Source organism: Brevibacillus sp. FSL K6-0770 (assembly GCF_038000275.1).
GTDB classification, from domain to species: domain Bacteria; phylum Bacillota; class Bacilli; order Brevibacillales; family Brevibacillaceae; genus Brevibacillus; species Brevibacillus parabrevis.
Genome location: NZ_JBBOBQ010000001.1, coordinates 1,773,749 through 1,790,053, shown reverse-complemented (window position 1 = coordinate 1,790,053; position 16,305 = coordinate 1,773,749). Strand labels below are relative to the sequence as shown.

Below are 16,305 nucleotides of genomic sequence, written 5' to 3'. Positions count from 1 at the left end.
AAAAGCGGGGAGCAGCAGAGGGTAACTGGTTGTTATACAAGGCTTAATAGGTTGTTTTTAATCATTAATAGGTTAACTCGTTTTTGCCCAAACAAAAAAACACCCCTTTTCTTTTGCGCTTCCAGAAATAGGGTGTCACTAATGATTTTCTCGCTGCTGTTTCGCTACTCTTTTGCCACGCGCTGCATATCGGCTTCCACCATCATATGAATCAGCTCGACCAGCTTTGTTTTCGGCGTCCAGCCCAGCTCCCGCTTCGCCTTTTCCGGATTTCCCAGCAAGACGTCCACTTCTGCGGGGCGGTACAGCTTCGGATCAATCAGCAAGTAATCCTGATAATTCAAGCCGACGTAGTCAAAGGCGATTTTGCACATGTCCTCGACGGTTGACGTTTTTCCGGTCGCAATGACAAAGTCATCCGGCTTCTCCTGCTGGAGCATGAGCCACATCGCCTCCACGAAGTCGCCTGCGAAGCCCCAGTCCCGTTTGGCCGCAATGTTGCCGAGCCGCAGCTCTTTTTGTTTGTTCGCGGCAATTCTCGCCACAGCGTCGGTTACTTTTCGGGTGACAAATTCAAGCCCGCGCAACGGCGATTCATGGTTGAACAAAATGCCGTTGCAGCTGTACATCTGGAAGCTTTCCCGGTAGTTTTTCGTCATCCAGTAGCCGAACAGCTTGGATACCGCATACGGACTGCGCGGATAAAACGGGGTTTGCTCCGATTGCTGCGGCTCCTGGATCAATCCGTACAGCTCGCTTGAGGAAGCTTGATACATTTTGATCGCGGGATTCGTCTCGCGAATGGCCTCCAGCACATGCAAAACACCCATCCCGGTCGATTGCGCCGTCAAGACGGGCTGCTCCCACGATGAGCCGACAAAGCTTTGCGCCGCCAAATGATACAGCTCATCCGGCTTCACGCTTTTGAGCGCCCTGGTCAAAGACGACAAATCCAAAATATCGCCGTCCTTGTACTCGATTTCATCGGCAATGCCCAAATACTCCAGCCGCCAGCGATCCACAGTGCTGCGGCGCGGCACAAGTCCTGCCACGCGATAGCCTTTGTCCAGCAAAAACTTCGCCAAATACGCACCGTCCTGCCCGGTTATTCCTGTAAGGAAAGCTGTTTTCATGCGTCACCTCTCCCCTGGCCTGATCCAATCCCAATCGTTAAAAGCATATGCCACCCTGCGCGCATTCGTTCAAAAACAGGGCTGGACGCTTGAAGCAACTTCGTTTTTCGCATGTGCCTCCGCCCTGTCTCTTGCGAATGATCTTTTGCTCCTCCCTCACTTCCCGCCCTTTTCCTTAATACGCTAAGAAAGAGGCAAGACTTTTTTGACGGGAAGTGAGGTTTGGCATGCAGATGGATTGGCACAAGCATTATACGCGCTGGAAGCAATACACAGACCTGGACCCGCAGCTTCAGCGCCACCTGGAGCAACTGGAAGGCGACGAGCAAAAACTGGAAGACTGCTTTTACAAGCCGATTGCCTTCGGTACAGGTGGCATGCGCGGGGTCATGGAGCCGGGGATCAACCGGATTAACCTTTATACGATTCGCAAAGTTGCCGCAGGGCTGGCCCTGCATTTGCTGGAGCAACATTCGGATGCGGCCCAGCTTGCGGTCGTCATCGCCTACGACTCGCGCAACGATTCGTACACCTTTGCACTGGAAACGGCAAAAGTTCTCGGTTATTACGGCGTTTCCGCATGTTTGTTCGAGAATTTGTGTCCGACGCCGCTCTTGTCTTTTGCCGTTCGGCATCTGGGAGCTGCCGCAGGCGTCGTCATCACGGCGAGCCACAACCCGCCGGAGTACAACGGCTTCAAAATATACGGGTCAGACGGAGGACAAATTCCGCCGCAAGCCGCCGACCGGATTTTTGCCCAGATGGAACAAGCCGGGGATGAGCTGCAAATCGGAACGCGTGAAGTGAATGAGCTGTTGGACAGCGGTCTGTTGCGAATGTTGGGCGACGAAGTATTTACCGCTTATATGGCCTGCCAAAAACAGCTTCGCTCCCCTGCCGCTTCCGCCATCGTCGCTGCCCACCAGCCGCGCATCGTCTTTTCTCCGCTGCACGGCACGACGCTTGTACCGATTGCGCAAGGACTGCAATCGCTAGGCTTTGAGCAGGTAAAGGTCGTTCAGGAGCAGGCGGAACCAGATCCTTTGTTTTCTACCGTCTCCACCCCCAATCCGGAAGAGCCGGAAAGCTTTCGATTTGCCTTGAAGCACGCTCGCAAAAAAGGCGCCGACTTGATCATCTGTACAGACCCGGATGGAGACAGGCTCGGGGTAGCCATCAGGACGGGCCCTAACCAGCATGTCATCTTGAACGGAAATCAGGCGGGCGTCTTGCTTTTGGACTATATTTTGACGCAAGAAAAGCTTGCCGGAACGCTCCCGGCCCACGCTGCCGTCGTGAAAACGATCGTCACCTCGGAAATGGTTCGCGCGATCGCCGCTGACTACGGTGTGGCTACAATCGACACCTTGACCGGATTCAAGTACATCGGGGAAAAAATCGAGGAATTTGCGCAAAGCGGAGCGCATCACTTTTTGTTTGGACTGGAAGAAAGCTGCGGGTATTTGCGCGGTGATTTCGTCCGGGACAAAGACGCCGTCCAGGCCGCTTTTTTGCTGGCGGACGCCTGCGCGTTCCAGCTGTCGCAAGGCTCAAGCCTCCACCAGCGTTTGCAGGAGCTGTACACCAAGCACGGCACTTTCCGGGAAGAGCTGATCTCGATTACGTATCCGGGAAAAGACGGCATGCAAACCATGACAGCGATCCTCGCTGCCTTGCGCGACAGGCCGCTGACAACTGTCGCGGGCGATGCGGTGACCTCCATCGAGGATTACTTGACTGGCGAACGTCGGCTGCAAGCGACAAACGAGTCACAGCCTTTGGCGCTGCCAGCAAGCGATGTCTTGAAGTTCATCATGGGCGACCATGCCTGGTTTTGCATCCGTCCATCCGGTACGGAACCGAAGATGAAGCTGTATTTTGGGGTCAAGGACGTCTCAGAAAGTGCAGCCTTGACTGCCCTTGCCAACATGAAAAAAGCGGTGCTCGACTATTTGCAGCAGCTGTTGCCCGCCTAGATTTCCAGGTAGGGGCCATTTCCACGCGGGTGGCCCCCGCCATCAGGGCCGTAGCTTGGCGGATGGTACGCCTCTTGTGGAGTTCGCTCCGCAAAGCGTGCCAGACCCAACAGCTCCCGGCGGACAAAGAAGGCGTTGACTCCACATGAATCGGTGCCGATCAGCGCATAGCCGAGCTTTTTCCCAAGTTCGGCAAGCGATGTCAGGCTCGCTCCGAAATAGGTTGTTCCGTTCCATGTAAAGGAAGGATCGTACGCTACGACCATCTTTTGCGGCGGCGGAAAAGAAGCGTTGTATTCGATGATCACCACTCGCGGCTTGTAGGCAGCCAGCGCTTGCCAGACCCAATAGTCGATCCCGTCCAGATCGATCGAGAGCAAATCAAACTGTGCCGGAACGCGAAATTGGGCAAACAACGAGGCGATATTTTCTCTGGTAATGAACGCCTGATGGGTGGCAACCTGAGGGAGCGCGGCATAGGTCTGCTGCAAATAGATGTATTTGAGCGGGTGTCCCTCGATCAACACTCCCGACCATTGGTGCGCGTACGCCAGGTTTCGAGACAGGCACTCCACGCCTCCCTCGACTCCAAATTCAACAAAAAATCGATTCGTTGTCCCGATCCGCGCAAACAACTCCTCGATCATGCCATCTTCACCATTTTGCGAGAAAACACGCTTTTCATAGAGATTGATGGAGTCCATTCGGTTCATCGCCCCTCCTTCTTTCGTTCTCTTTTCTCCATCGTATTTGCCGTGTGCGCGAAAGGCGTAGTCATCTGCTCCCCCTTGGCGAGAAAAAGGCGTGCCGCACTTTCCCTGTACATAAAAAGACATTCGCCGTGCCAGTATCCGCATGTTCTTACTATATATAAAGCAACTGCTTTCTTTTTTTGGAAACGGTTTTGCCTGCTGCTGCAAAAAAACATCACGAGCAAGGGGGGAAGCCTCTTGAAAGTTTTGATTACAGGCATTACCGGGTTTGCCGGCAGCCATTTGGCAGAATATCTGCTCTCGCGCGGCGATGTCGAAATCTATGGAACTTACCGGGCTCGCAGCCGAATGGACCATATCGCCCACATCGCGGATCAGCTTCATCTCGTGGAATGCGAACTGCAAGACCCCGCAGCCGTCGCCCAAATGATTGCCCGAATCAAGCCGGCACATATTTACCATCTCGCTGCCCAAAGCTTTGTCCCCGCTTCGTGGACTTCGCCCGCCGACACGATGATGAACAATATCGTCAGCCAGCTGCACATTTTCGAAGCGGTCCGGGCAGCTGATATTCCGTGCAAAATACAGGTGGCATGCTCCAGCGAGGAATACGGCCTCGTCTACCCTGACGAACTGCCAGTGCGGGAGACAAACCCGCTGCGGCCGCAGAGTCCTTATGCCGTGAGCAAAATCGCCCAAGATTTTCTCGGCTACCAGTATTATCAAAGCTACGGACTTTCCATTGTTCGCACGCGTACTTTTAACCATACAGGGCCGCGGCGGGGAGAGCGCTTTGCCACCTCCAATTTCGCCAAACAAATTGCCCAAATCGAGCTTGGCTTGCAGCCGCCGCACGTCCATGTCGGAAACTTGCAAGCGCGACGTGACTTTACAGATGTGCGCGATGTCGTCAAAGCGTATTGGCTCGCGCTGGAACGGGGAGTGCCCGGGAGCGTCTACAACATCTCTTCGGGGAACACGCGAACGATCGAAGAAGTATTGCATACCCTCCTGTCCTTCACTTCCGCGCCTGTGCAGATTCTCGTCGATCCCAAGCGGCTGCGCCCCTCCGACGTAGAGGTACTGCTCGGCGACGCCAGCGCTTTTTGCACGCAAACGGGCTGGCAGCCGGAAATTCCTTTTCACCAGACGATGCACGACTTACTTCAATATTGGCGAGACACTTTGCAAGCACCAGCCGGGGAAAAGGAGGGCAGTTGATGGGATCGCAGAACTTGCCGCTAGTCAGTATCATTACGCCTTCCTTCAATCAGGCCGCCTTTATCAGGCAAACGATCGAGAGTGTGTGCAGCCAGGACTATCCGAACATCGAACACATCGTCGTCGACGGCGGTTCTACAGACGGGACTTTGGAGATTTTGCAGGAATACGCCCATGAAAAACAGCGCTTCCGCTTCGTTTCCGAGCCTGACCGGGGCCAGTCGCACGCCATCAACAAAGGCTTGGCACTGGCAAAAGGCCAGATCATCGGCTGGCTGAACTCGGATGACAAGTATTTGAATGGCGCTGTCGGCAAAGCCATCTCTGCGCTGCAAACCAACCCGCAATGGTCGATGGTGTACGGGAACGCCCTGCACATCAACGCCGAGGACAAGATTACCAGCGTCTACCCGACAAAACCGTTTTCCCGTCAGGCCCTGTTTCTGTTTTGCATCATTTGCCAACCGACTGCCTTCATCCGCAAAGAAGTCTTTCAAGCTGTCGGCGGTGTGGACGAAAACTTGCACTATTGCATGGACTACGACTTGTGGATGCGCCTGTCCAAAACGCATCAGGTCGGCTACATTCACGATTTTCTCGCTGCCTCCCGCCTGCATGCAGCCTGCAAGTCCGTCGCGCTGGAGGTCGATCTCGGACTGCCGGAAATATTGCTGGCCAGCGTCCGGCACTTCGGCACCGTCGCCAATCACTGGCTGTATCATTTTCTTACGCACTATCCGAACAAAGGCGTGTTCTGGTATCTCGATCTGTTCAAAAGTCATCGGGTCTTCGGAAATACTCCCCTGCTCGTGGACAGCAATCGCCATGCTTCCTTCTGGGTCCCGCCGCGCTACCGGATGCATCTGTACGTCGATCCGGCCCAGCCGATGCATGCTCTGGTCATCAAAGGCATCAATACGTTATTCAACCAGCCTGTTCACGTCCACGTCATGGTCGATCAAGTGCCGACCGCTCATCACGTCATTCCGGCCGGTCACTTTGAAACGAGCATCGTATTCCCAGTTACTACGCCAAATGCCGTCGTCGAGCTGGTGTGCAGCAGGCAGCAAATTTTGCCGGAAACAGAAATGGCGGCAAGCATCGGCACGGTCAGCCTCCAGGTGCAAAACGCGATGCCGCTCTCTGCCCAGGAATACCAGTTTTACTTGGAATACAAAAAAAATCCTCGGGATGTCGCCAACTGGTTGTTGAAAAACAGGCAGCCAGTCCCTTCGCTGTGACCACATTCGCGTAAAGGAAGGTGTTGCTTTCATGAATCTGTCGGACAAACGAATCGTCGTTACCGGCGGAGCAGGTTTCCTGGGAAAGCATGTGCTCAGCCAGCTGCAAGCCCAGCAATGCCAGCATGTGTTCGTCCCGAGAAGCCGCGACTTTGATCTGCGCAAAGAAAACGACATCGTCTTGATGCTGCATACTTACGCACCGGACATCATTATCCACCTCGCCGCCGTCGTAGGGGGCATCGGCGCCAACCAGAAAAATCCCGGCAAATTTTTTTACGACAACCTGATCATGGGCACACAGTTGATCGAGCAAGCGAGACTGTTTGGCGTGAAAAAGTTTGTCGCCATCGGAACGATTTGCTCTTATCCCAAGTTCGCACCCGTCCCTTTTCTGGAAGAAGACCTGTGGAACGGCTACCCGGAAGAGACGAACGCTCCGTACGGTTTGGCGAAAAAAATGATGCTGGTGCAGTCTCAGGCGTATCGTGAGCAGTACGGCTTCAATTCGATTTTCTTGCTGCCCGTCAACCTGTACGGCCCTCACGACAACTTCGATCTCGAATCTTCCCACGTCATCCCGGCGATCATCCGCAAATGCCTGGAGGCCAAAGCCGCCAAACAGGACGAGATCGTTCTCTGGGGCACCGGGAACGTCACCCGCGAATTTATTTATGTACAGGACGCTGCCCGCGCCATTGTGCTGGCGACCGAGAAATACGATTCCTCCGATCCGGTCAATATCGGCTCCGGTGAAGAAATGACCATTGCCGAGCTGGCCAGTACGATTCAAAAGCTGTGCGGGTACGAAGGACGGATTGTCTGGGATGCCAGCAAGCCTGACGGACAGCCGCGCCGCAAGCTGGCAACAGACAAAGCGAGGGACGCTTTTGGCTTTACGGCAACCACTCCGCTTCTCGCAGGCTTGCAGCAAACGATTGACTGGTATCGCCTACACAGACGCGATGACGAGGTGAAGGCTCCGTGAAAATCGGTGTAAATCTGCTCGCCTGTATCCCTGGAAAAATCGGCGGCATGGAACAGTACGTGCGGAATTTGCTGGCGTACTCGATTCAAAACAAGGACAACGACCAATGGTTCTTGTTTTTGACCAAGACGAATTACCACACCTTTCCCAACCATCCGAAAATCCAAAAAGTGATGATGCACGAGCACATAGACGCGCATAAGCAGTTCCACGCCTGGATTCGCGCGCTTGCGCTCGATCTGTGGTTCTGCCCGCTCCTGGTGCTGAATCCGATCGATGCTCCCATCCCGAGCGTGATCAACATCCCGGACATTCAGCATGAATTTTACCCGCAGTTTTTTGACGAGAACTCGCTGCAATGGCGCAAGGCGACCTACCAATCGTCCGCGCTGAAGACAAACGCCGTCTTGACGTTGTCCGAGTATTCCCGGGAGAGCATCATTACCAAGTTCGGGATTCCGAAGCATCGCGTACATGCGATCCATCTCGATTCTGCCCATGAATTTACGCTCCCGTACAACGAATCCGTCAATCAGCGGGTGCGGCAAAAATATCGGCTGCCCGCTCATTACGGCTATTATCCTGCGAATACGTGGTGGCACAAAAATCACGTTTCGCTCTTGCAGGCGCTCGCTTATTTGCGCGATGCACACCAGTTGAAAATTCATATGGTGTTCACCGGAGCCCCCCAGGAAGCACACAACCAGGTTCTGGCGACGATCCGTGAGCACCAGTTGTCCGATCAAATTACGTGGCTGGACTACATTCCGCAGGAAGAGATGCCGTATTTGTTTCGCAACGCCAACTTTCTCTGCTTCCCGTCCCTGTTCGAAGGCTTCGGGATTCCGCTGGTGGAAGCGATGCGAACCGAGCTGCCGATCATTTGCTCCAACAACGGCAGCATCCCGGAAATCGTCGGAGATGCTGCGCTTACTTTCGATCCGATTTCTCCGGAAGACATCGCCCGCAAAATAGTCGAGGTGCAAAACCAGTCTGTGCGCTCGGACCTCATCGCCAAAGGATTGCGGCAAGCGGCACAGTTTTCCTGGTCCAAATGCGCCAGGGAAACGCTCGCGATTCTGCATCAGGTCGCAGGAAAATAACCGAAAGAGGAAAGGAGCATGCTCATGTCACGCATGGACGAAATCAGGCGGGTTTGGCAACAGGAGTTGCGCATTCCGTTTCCGCTCACCGCTCAGGAAGCGTGGGATTTTTGGCTGCTGGAATCGCCGCCTTACGAGGTGAAAACGACGGCTGTCGCCCAATACGGAAAAAAGCACCAAATCAACACGCTGATTGAAACCGGCACGTATCGCGGTTACATGGTGGATGCCCAGAAGGCTGTTTTTCAACGAATTTATTCGATCGAGCTTGACCTTGCACTGTACACGGCAGCCAAAACGCATTTCGCCGCCGACGCCCATGTATCCATCTTGCACGGCGACAGCGGCACAGTGCTTCCCCAACTGCTCGCATCGATTGACGAACCTTGCCTGTTCTGGCTGGACGGACACTACATCCCGCTGTCAACCGAGTCTGCCAAAGGCAATCTCGATACGCCAATTTTGGCCGAACTGGCCGCCATCTTGTCCCATCCCGTGCCGAATCACGTCATCCTGATTGACGACGCCCGCTGCTTCATCGGCTCCAATCCGCTGTTAAAAGACTATCCGACCATCGCCGAGCTGAAACAGTACGTGGCTACCCTGCGGCCCGATCTGCACTTCGAAGTGAAGGACGACATCATCCGCATTCATCCGCCGATTGCCCACGATCCGAAAAAGACGGTCACCTTCCGTCTGCCTTTTGACGAAAAATCGTTTTTGGTCCACGGCAGCAGTTCAGACCAGAGCGTCCTGTACTACATCGAAATGGCAAACGGCCTCTACGAGGAGTACGTGCTTAACGTGCTGAAGCGGGTCGTGAAGCCAGATTCCATCTGTCTCGACATCGGGGCGAACCTCGGAACGATTTCGCTTGCGCTCAGTCATCTCGCACCGCAGGGCAAGGTGTACGCGTTTGAGCCATCTTCCGTCAACCTCGCCTTTTTGCATCAGACTTTGCAGGATAATGGGATCGGCAATGTAGAGCCTGTTCCGCTCGGCGTATTCGACCGCAACGGCATCATCGAGTTTTGCGAGGTCGATCGCGGCGGCGGCTGGTCGTTCATCGCCAGCGAAGCGACTTCTGCTGCTACCAACACGATTTCGTGCACGCGTCTGGACGACTGGGTCGCTGCTCATAACCTGTCCCGGATCGACTTGATCAAGCTCGACGTGGAAGGCTCGGAGATTCAGGTGCTGCAAGGCGGGCAGGAAACATTCAAAGCCTTCGATCCCGATCTGGTGATCGAATTTAATCCCGACAACCTGCGCGGCTATTTCGGCAAGGACCCCAACGAGCTGTTCCTGCGGCTGTTCGCGCTGTACAAAAAAATCTACTTGATTAAACGGGAAGGCGGGCTGCTCCCGATCCACTCCTATCCCCAACTGTTGGAGGCCATCAGGCCGTTTCACGGCGATTTGTTTTGCACGAACAAAACGGCTCTGCTGTAATCCACGCCAGCCTCGTCATCCGCAACAAAAAAATGCCCGGCTGCGCCGTCCCGAACGAAGGGAACGCAGCCGGGCTGTTTTGTTGTTCGTTCGCTGTTTTTTTGTTAATCCGCGGCTTCCTTTTGCAAGATCAGCTTCAATCCTTGCTCCAGGGAAACGCGCGCTTGCCAGCCGAGTGCGCCGAGTTTGCCCGTATCGGCTTGCGAGCACATCAGCTCCCCCTCTCGCTGGGCGAATGCTCCGAATTGCAGCACCGCCGTCGAGCGAGTCAGCGAATGAATTTTTTCGACCAATTCACGTACCGCCGTCGCTTTGCCCGTTCCCACCTGAAACTCGGCGTATTCGGCTGGCAAGGACGACTTTTCCCGCAGCAAAAGCAAGTACGCTGCCACGACATCCTCTACATATACAAAGTCGCGCTTCTGCTCCCCGGAAGTGAGCGCGAGCTGTGCCCCATCCCGAAGACACTGGCTGATTACGTACGGGATGAATTTGTCAGACTGGTCGAACGGCCCGTATACGTGCTCCAGCCGCATGTTGGCAAACGTCAGCCCGTACTTTTTGGCTATGTACGCCCCCCATTCCGCAAACTGCTTTTTCGTCAGGTGATAGCCTGCCAAATGCGGCGCTCCTTGTGCAAGGGAATCGCGGGAAAACGTATCCGTATTCACAAACAGCCTGGTGCCCTGCTCACAACAAAGCTGGAGGAGCCGAAGCGGGAACAAGACGTTGGCTTCCAGCAGTCCCACGTCTGACTCCCCTCTCCGGCCGTAAGCGGTTGCGGCATGAATGACGACATCAAAAGGCCCTTGCTCGGCAAAGAGCCGGTACACGCTCGCTTCCTCATCTGCATCGTACGCGATCATCTCGCTGGCGATGTCCGCAAGCCTTGCGCAATCGGACGAGCTGCGTTTGACGATGACCAGCCGATGCGAAGCTTGCACCAATGCCCGCGCCAGATGGCTGCCGAGAAATCCGGTCGCTCCCGTAAGCAAAATGTTCATGCTCTGCTACCTCCACTCCGCCTTTCCGCTTTTCCACAGCGACTCCAGGTAATTTTTGTCGCGCATCGTGTCCATCGGCTGCCAGAACCCGCTGTGCCGATAGGCTGCGAGCTTGCCGCTTTGCGCCAGTCGTTCCAGCGGCGCTTGCTCAAAAACAGTCGCATCATCGCCCAGATAGGAAAACACCTCTGGCTGCAACACGAAAAATCCGGCATTGATCCAACCGCCATCGCCGCTCGGCTTTTCCTGGAAGCCTTTCACCTGGCCGTCTGCTTCCAGATCGAGCGCGCCAAACCTTCCTGGCGGCTGCACGGCCGTAATCGTCGCCAGCTTGCCGTGCGACTGATGGAACGCAACGAGAGCGGCAATATCGATATTTCCCACCCCGTCTCCATACGTAAGCATGAACGGCTCCTCGCCGACGAATGGCTGGATTCGCTTGATCCTGCCGCCTGTCATCGTATCCTTGCCCGTATCGATCAGCGTCACCTTCCACGGGTCCTGGCAGCGATTGTGTAAAATCATCTCGTTCCCGCGGCGAAAGTCAAACGTGACATCCGACTGGTGCAAAAAGTAGTGGGCGAAATATTCCTTGATCATGTAGCCTTTGTAGCCGAGGCAAATAATGAAATCGTTGTACCCGTACTTGGAGTAGATGGACATGATATGGCAAATGATCGGCTTTTCCCCGATCTCAATCAGGGGCTTCGGCCTAAGCTGCGATTCTTCTCCGATCCGCGTTCCGTATCCGCCAGCCAAGATAACGACTTTCATGAAGCCCCCTCCTTTCCGTATTGATCGATGTGCGCAAAACAGACTTGCCGCATGTCGGCTTGTTGCTGGTAGGCTCTTGTCCACTCCACGATGCGATCCAATGCCTGCTCGATCGTCCAGTGCGGACGCCAGCCCAGCTTTTCCCGCGCTTGCGAGCTGTCGAGTCTGAGGTACGTCGTCTCGTGAAAAGAAGCTCGCTCGTCAACCTCGTAAGTCGCCTGCTTCCCCCATTTTTGGCACAGACGCGCAGCCAGCCATTCCACGCTTTTGGCGTCGTTGGCATCCGGCCCGAAATTCCAGCTACACGAGTAGCGTGGACTATCCCCATACAACCTTTGCGCCAGCAGCAAATACCCGTGCAGCGACTCCAAAACGTGCTGCCAAGGGCGAACCGCTTGCGGATGGCGAAGCTGCATCGGCTGGTCAGCGAGCAAACTCTGCAGCAGATCAGGAATCAACCGCCCGGGTGTGAAATCGCCGCCACCGATGACGTTGCCTGCGCGTGCTGTTGCAAGTCCGATCGGAGGCAAGTCTTGGGCCTGCCCGTTCTGCTGAAAAAAAGCGGCGCGGTAACAGGCGGTCACCATTTCAGCGCACGCCTTGCTATTGGAATACGGGTCGTGCCCGCCCAGCGTGTCCACCTCCCGATACCCCCAGGGCCACTCCTTGTTTTCGTAGCATTTGTCTGTCGTGACATTGACCAGCGCGCGGATGGGAATACCTGCATTTCTCGCCAGGCGAACGGCTTCCAGCAAATAAGCCGTTCCCATGACGTTCGTCTCATAAGTGGCGACAGGTTCCTGATAGGACAGGCCAACCAGAGGCTGTGCCGCCATATGGATGACGATATCCGGTTTTGCTTGCAAAAGCGCCGTTTGCAGCTGCTGACTGTCGCGAATGTCGCCTGACACGGAGTCGATCAAGGAATCGATGCGGCACAGCTCAAACAGGCTGGGATGGGTCGGCGGAGCCAGCGCATATCCGGTCACCTGCGCCCCCAAGCGATGCAGCAACAGGCACATCCACGAGCCTTTGAAGCCCGTATGTCCTGTCAGGAACACTCTTTTTCCTTGCCAAAAGGCAGCGTCTGGTCGCATCATCATTCACTGACCATTTCCACGATGTCATTCCAGTCCATGCCCAGCCGGACGATGTCCTCTTCGACCAGCTTGCTGCCCATCTGCACCTCGATAATGTCGAGGTCGCTGATCGCTTTGATCGCATGCTTGGCTCCGACAGGAATTTCCACCACATCGCCAGGCTTGACGATCATCAAGCGATCATTCAGGACAAACTCCCCTTCTCCCTCCACTATCATCCACACCTCGCTGCGAAAGTGGTGGTATTGATAGCTCAAATTTTTTCCGGCATGGAGGTGGAGCTGCTTGGTCAACACCTCGACCTTTTCATTCATTTTCTGAAACTGCAAGACGTGGTACCAGCCCCAGCGCCGCTCCTCGAACATCGGCCGCTGCGACCAATCGCTTGCAATATCCTTGACCTTGTGGCTTTTGTCCTTCGCTGCGACCAGGATGCCATCCGGGCTGGCGGCGACGACGAGGTCGGATACGCCAATTGCGACGATCGGCAAATCCAGTTCATTAATGACATGCGTATTCGTGCTTTCCTCCAGATGCACGCGCCCCACTGAGCTGTCGCTCATTTCCTCGGTCAGCGTGTTCCATGTGCCAAGGTCCTTCCAATCGCCTGCGTACGGCACAACGACGACATGCTTGGCTTTTTCGACAACCTCGTAATCAAAACTGATTTTCGGCAATGCCGTATAGCGCGCAACCAGCTGATCGTAGTCCGTCGGCAGTTGTTTCTTTTGCAGCTCTTGCAGCATATAGCCCAGGCGAAACGCAAATACGCCGCAATTCCACAGGGCGCCTTGCGCAATCAGCTGGGAAGCTGTTTCCACAGAAGGCTTTTCTGTAAAGCGCGCGACCTGCAAAAAGCTGCCAGACTCGTTGTCGGCTTGCACCGGAATGACGTATCCATACTTGGTGGAAGGGTACGTCGGCTTCACTCCCATCAAGGCGAGGTCGGCCCCTGACTGCTGTATGACCGTTTCCAGTCCTTTCAACTTTTGAAAAAAGTGATCCTCCACAAAAGAGTCGACAGGCATCACAGTCACGACCTCGTCTGGCCCCAGTTGTTTGACGCTGTGCAAATAACTGGCGATCAGCGCGATGGCGGGAAACGTATCCCTTTTTTGCGGCTCCAGAATCAGCGGCACATCCGCTCCCAGCTGGCTGTATATGAGATCTACCTGCGATTGACTCGTTGAGATATAAGCCATGTCCTCAAACTGATTGGCAGCAAGCTGCCTCCATACCCGCTGAACCATGGATTCCGGTTCGCTTTCCCCATTGCGAATCAGCTTCAAAAACTGCTTGGAGCGAACATCGTTGGAGAGCGGCCACAGTCTTTTGCCCGAACCGCCCGATAGCAACACCAGTTTCATCCAGGCCACCTCTGTCCGTTAAACTTCATGCATGAATCATCATATGAAAAGTTGATAGAGGGTGACTGTTTGGTACGCGAAAATGGTCGATTCTCCCGCCTTTTGGAAAACCGGCAATCACTAGCCTAGTAGACAAATACCCCGACGCGATTCGCCGGGGCATGAGCTTCAGTTCTGTATGGTCCATTGGGACGATGCATAGTCGTAATAATGAACGCCGGGTTGCCTGGGGATATGGGGGAGCCAGAAATCTTTCATGTAGCTTTTGGCCGTAAGCCCCTGGAAATGCAACGAATTTAGCCGCTTGAGGGCACCGCTGGCCTGATCCTTGCAGTAGAGCTGTCCGTCGATGGCGTACACTTTTTTCTTGCCCGAAAGACTCTCTGCCCACCGCGGGCGGTTAATATTTTCGTCGAAGAAGCTGTCGCCGAACGTTCCATGCGTATGCGCCTGGCCGGAGTAAGAACGGAAATAAAGCAGGCACAGCACCATGTCCGACACCAGCGGAACCCCTTCGATCACCTGGTCAAGCTCGATCGTTTTTTGCACGAGCAGCCGGAACATCTGCGGATTCACAAAGTATTGCATCGTCAAATTGCAGAAACGATCCAGCGTATCCAAGCCTACGAAACTTGTCCACGCAAACTCCATGGAAAACGCCCGGTATTCCGGCTTGTTGACCTGGGTGTAGAGCATCACGTCCGAATCGAGGTAAAAGCAGCCTTGTATCCGGTTTTTGCGCATGAAGTCGCGGAGAATAAACCAGCGCTGAAAGCAGAACAAATTATATTCGTAGCTCATGACATGCATGTGCTGATACACCTTGGCGAACATCTGCGCTGTCTGCATATACGAATCCATCATGACATGCATGGCGCCGGACGAGGCGTATTTCCGGTTAGCCTCCCTGCCGAGCAAGTAAACGGGAGAGCGGGGATTGCTCATCTTGGCTTGCCGCAAACTGTAGGCTAAATAATCCTCATCGTCCCTGTGCATGAAAATGATAGGCAAGGTCATTGGCGCACCCTCCTGTACATTCCTTTTCCTCCACCGTATGCTTTTCGGATCGTGCCGGAAACGGCCACTGCTTGTACCGGACGCCTAAATCCGCCGCCATGCGCCTGAGAATGGGGGATTACACCCGTTTCCCGACATCTGCGGCGTTCATATCGTAATGTAGCATGATCGCATTTTGCCTAGACACCGATTCTTCTGAAGGAGGGACATGAGTGGGAGGAACATGGACAGACAGTGAAATTTTGGCGGAGATTGCCAAGCGCACCTGGTACCATAAAATTCAGTTGCGTCCCGGGATCGCAACTCCTGGCCTGAAAATTTTGGAGCCACTTTGGGACAGTACGCGCAAATCCAGAGCGCACATCAATTACGCAGGGAAACGGGTGCTGGACATTGCCAGCTTCGACGGAATGTGGGCGTTTGAAGCAGAAAAGCTCGGAGCCTCGCTCGTCGTCGCCACCGACTGCATGCAGCCGCTGTACTCCAACTTTGAACTGTGCAAAGACATTCTCGAAAGCAAGGTTCTTCCGCTGTATAACATTTCTCCCTACAACTTGTGGGAAGGTTTGAAAGTGCTGCTGATGGACGATTTCTCCGCTCCGTTGCCGTTCCCGCAGCAAATTCGCCACAACCTGTTCGATATCGTTCAGCATACCGGACTGCTCTACCACGTCCGCGATCCTTTGTGGACGCTGTCGCAAGCGCGCAGTGTGATCAAGACTGGCGGACATCTGCTGTTGGAGACGGCTTGCATCCTCGACGACAACGAATCAAGAATGATCTTCAACGGCCCTCCGGGAAATATGAACAGAATCTACCACGATATAACGACCTACTGGGTGCCTTCGATCAGATGCTTGCGGGAGATGCTCGCCAGCACGCTTTTCGAAGTATTGCCGCAAAGCATCACAACCGTCAACTCCGGGACCAAAAACGACTACCCGATCGGCCGCGTCACGATGGTTGCGCGGGCCATCAGCGGGCGGGAAACAGCTGCCGATTCGTACGCGGAACTGCTGCGCATTTACCGCAACCCGGGTCTGGTGCCGGACTATTTGTAAGGTAAACACAATCTCGCCATGTGCGTCTATCAAGGTGTGCGCTCCCTCCTGCAAGCGAGGGCGCCACACCTTTTTGCTATGGGAATCTGTCAAAATAAGAAACGTATCCCGATGCCAAATCCGGTTCTTGTACATATGGTATTGCAGGCGTGCCA

Annotated in this window: 14 protein-coding genes; 7 read left to right on the top strand and 7 right to left on the bottom strand. The window is 54.6% G+C overall.

The genetic code is table 11. The features are described from left to right. Positions 1–164 precede the first annotated feature (164 nt). Entirely contained in the window at positions 165–1,133 is a 969-nt protein-coding gene (locus NST23_RS08745; RefSeq protein ID WP_122963231.1) for a GDP-mannose 4,6-dehydratase, read from the bottom strand. 227 nt (positions 1,134–1,360) lie between these two features. Here NST23_RS08745 and NST23_RS08740 point away from each other — a divergent pair, with 227 nt between their 5' ends. Continuing rightward, positions 1,361–3,109 carry a phospho-sugar mutase gene (locus tag NST23_RS08740; protein ID WP_173599795.1) on the top strand — a complete coding sequence of 583 codons (1,749 nt, stop codon included), beginning with the start codon at positions 1,361–1,363 and terminating at the stop codon, positions 3,107–3,109. On the opposite strand, the gene NST23_RS08735 is transcribed toward NST23_RS08740, so the two are convergent. After that, entirely contained in the window at positions 3,106–3,822 is a 717-nt protein-coding gene (locus tag NST23_RS08735) for a hypothetical protein (RefSeq protein ID WP_229049879.1), read from the bottom strand. The genes NST23_RS08740 and NST23_RS08735 overlap by 4 nt on opposite strands. 237 nt (positions 3,823–4,059) lie before the next feature. Between NST23_RS08735 and NST23_RS08730 the strand changes: the two genes are divergently transcribed. The 5 genes from NST23_RS08730 to NST23_RS08710 are packed head-to-tail and all read left to right on the top strand — an operon-like array spanning position 4,060 to position 9,827. Beyond that, positions 4,060–5,043 carry a GDP-mannose 4,6-dehydratase gene (locus tag NST23_RS08730; RefSeq protein ID WP_173599794.1) on the top strand — a complete coding sequence of 328 codons (984 nt, stop codon included), beginning with the start codon at positions 4,060–4,062 and terminating at the stop codon, positions 5,041–5,043. Further along, positions 5,043–6,284, top strand: a complete 1,242-nt coding sequence (locus NST23_RS08725) for a glycosyltransferase family 2 protein (RefSeq protein ID WP_173599793.1) — start codon at positions 5,043–5,045, stop codon at positions 6,282–6,284. The genes NST23_RS08730 and NST23_RS08725 overlap by 1 nt, the downstream gene beginning before the upstream one ends. 31 nt (positions 6,285–6,315) lie before the next feature. Next, on the top strand, positions 6,316–7,272 hold the full coding sequence (locus NST23_RS08720; protein WP_173599792.1) for a GDP-L-fucose synthase family protein: 957 nt from the start codon (positions 6,316–6,318) through the stop codon (positions 7,270–7,272). Further along, positions 7,269–8,375, top strand: coding sequence for a glycosyltransferase family 4 protein (locus NST23_RS08715; RefSeq protein WP_173599791.1), 1,107 nt, complete (start codon positions 7,269–7,271; stop codon positions 8,373–8,375). The genes NST23_RS08720 and NST23_RS08715 overlap by 4 nt, the downstream gene beginning before the upstream one ends. Before the next feature lie 18 nt (positions 8,376–8,393). Further along, complete coding sequence (locus NST23_RS08710) at positions 8,394–9,827, top strand: FkbM family methyltransferase (protein WP_229049878.1); 1,434 nt, start codon at positions 8,394–8,396, stop codon at positions 9,825–9,827. Between the two features lie 104 nt (positions 9,828–9,931). On the opposite strand, the gene NST23_RS08705 is transcribed toward NST23_RS08710, so the two are convergent. From NST23_RS08705 to NST23_RS08685, 5 genes are all read right to left on the bottom strand, one after another. Continuing rightward, positions 9,932–10,831, bottom strand: a complete 900-nt coding sequence (locus NST23_RS08705) for an NAD-dependent epimerase/dehydratase family protein (RefSeq protein WP_173599790.1) — start codon at positions 10,829–10,831, stop codon at positions 9,932–9,934. Positions 10,832–10,837: 6 nt separating this feature from the next. Then, entirely contained in the window at positions 10,838–11,605 is a 768-nt protein-coding gene (gene rfbF / locus NST23_RS08700; protein ID WP_173596260.1) for a glucose-1-phosphate cytidylyltransferase, read from the bottom strand. Beyond that, entirely contained in the window at positions 11,602–12,705 is a 1,104-nt protein-coding gene (rfbG, locus tag NST23_RS08695; protein ID WP_340965174.1) for a CDP-glucose 4,6-dehydratase, read from the bottom strand. Before rfbG ends, rfbF begins: the two co-directional genes overlap by 4 nt. Beyond that, positions 12,705–14,072, bottom strand: a complete 1,368-nt coding sequence (locus tag NST23_RS08690) for a sugar phosphate nucleotidyltransferase (RefSeq protein WP_340963538.1) — start codon at positions 14,070–14,072, stop codon at positions 12,705–12,707. The genes rfbG and NST23_RS08690 overlap by 1 nt, the downstream gene beginning before the upstream one ends. A 168-nt stretch (positions 14,073–14,240) precedes the next feature. After that, the gene (locus NST23_RS08685) at positions 14,241–15,089 is read right to left on the bottom strand and encodes a hypothetical protein (RefSeq protein ID WP_173599789.1); all 849 of its coding nucleotides are present in this window, start codon (positions 15,087–15,089) and stop codon (positions 14,241–14,243) included. 212 nt (positions 15,090–15,301) lie between these two features. Here NST23_RS08685 and NST23_RS08680 point away from each other — a divergent pair, with 212 nt between their 5' ends. Further along, the gene (locus NST23_RS08680; protein WP_173596257.1) at positions 15,302–16,150 is read left to right on the top strand and encodes a DUF1698 domain-containing protein; all 849 of its coding nucleotides are present in this window, start codon (positions 15,302–15,304) and stop codon (positions 16,148–16,150) included. The last annotated feature ends 155 nt before the right edge of the window (positions 16,151–16,305 follow it).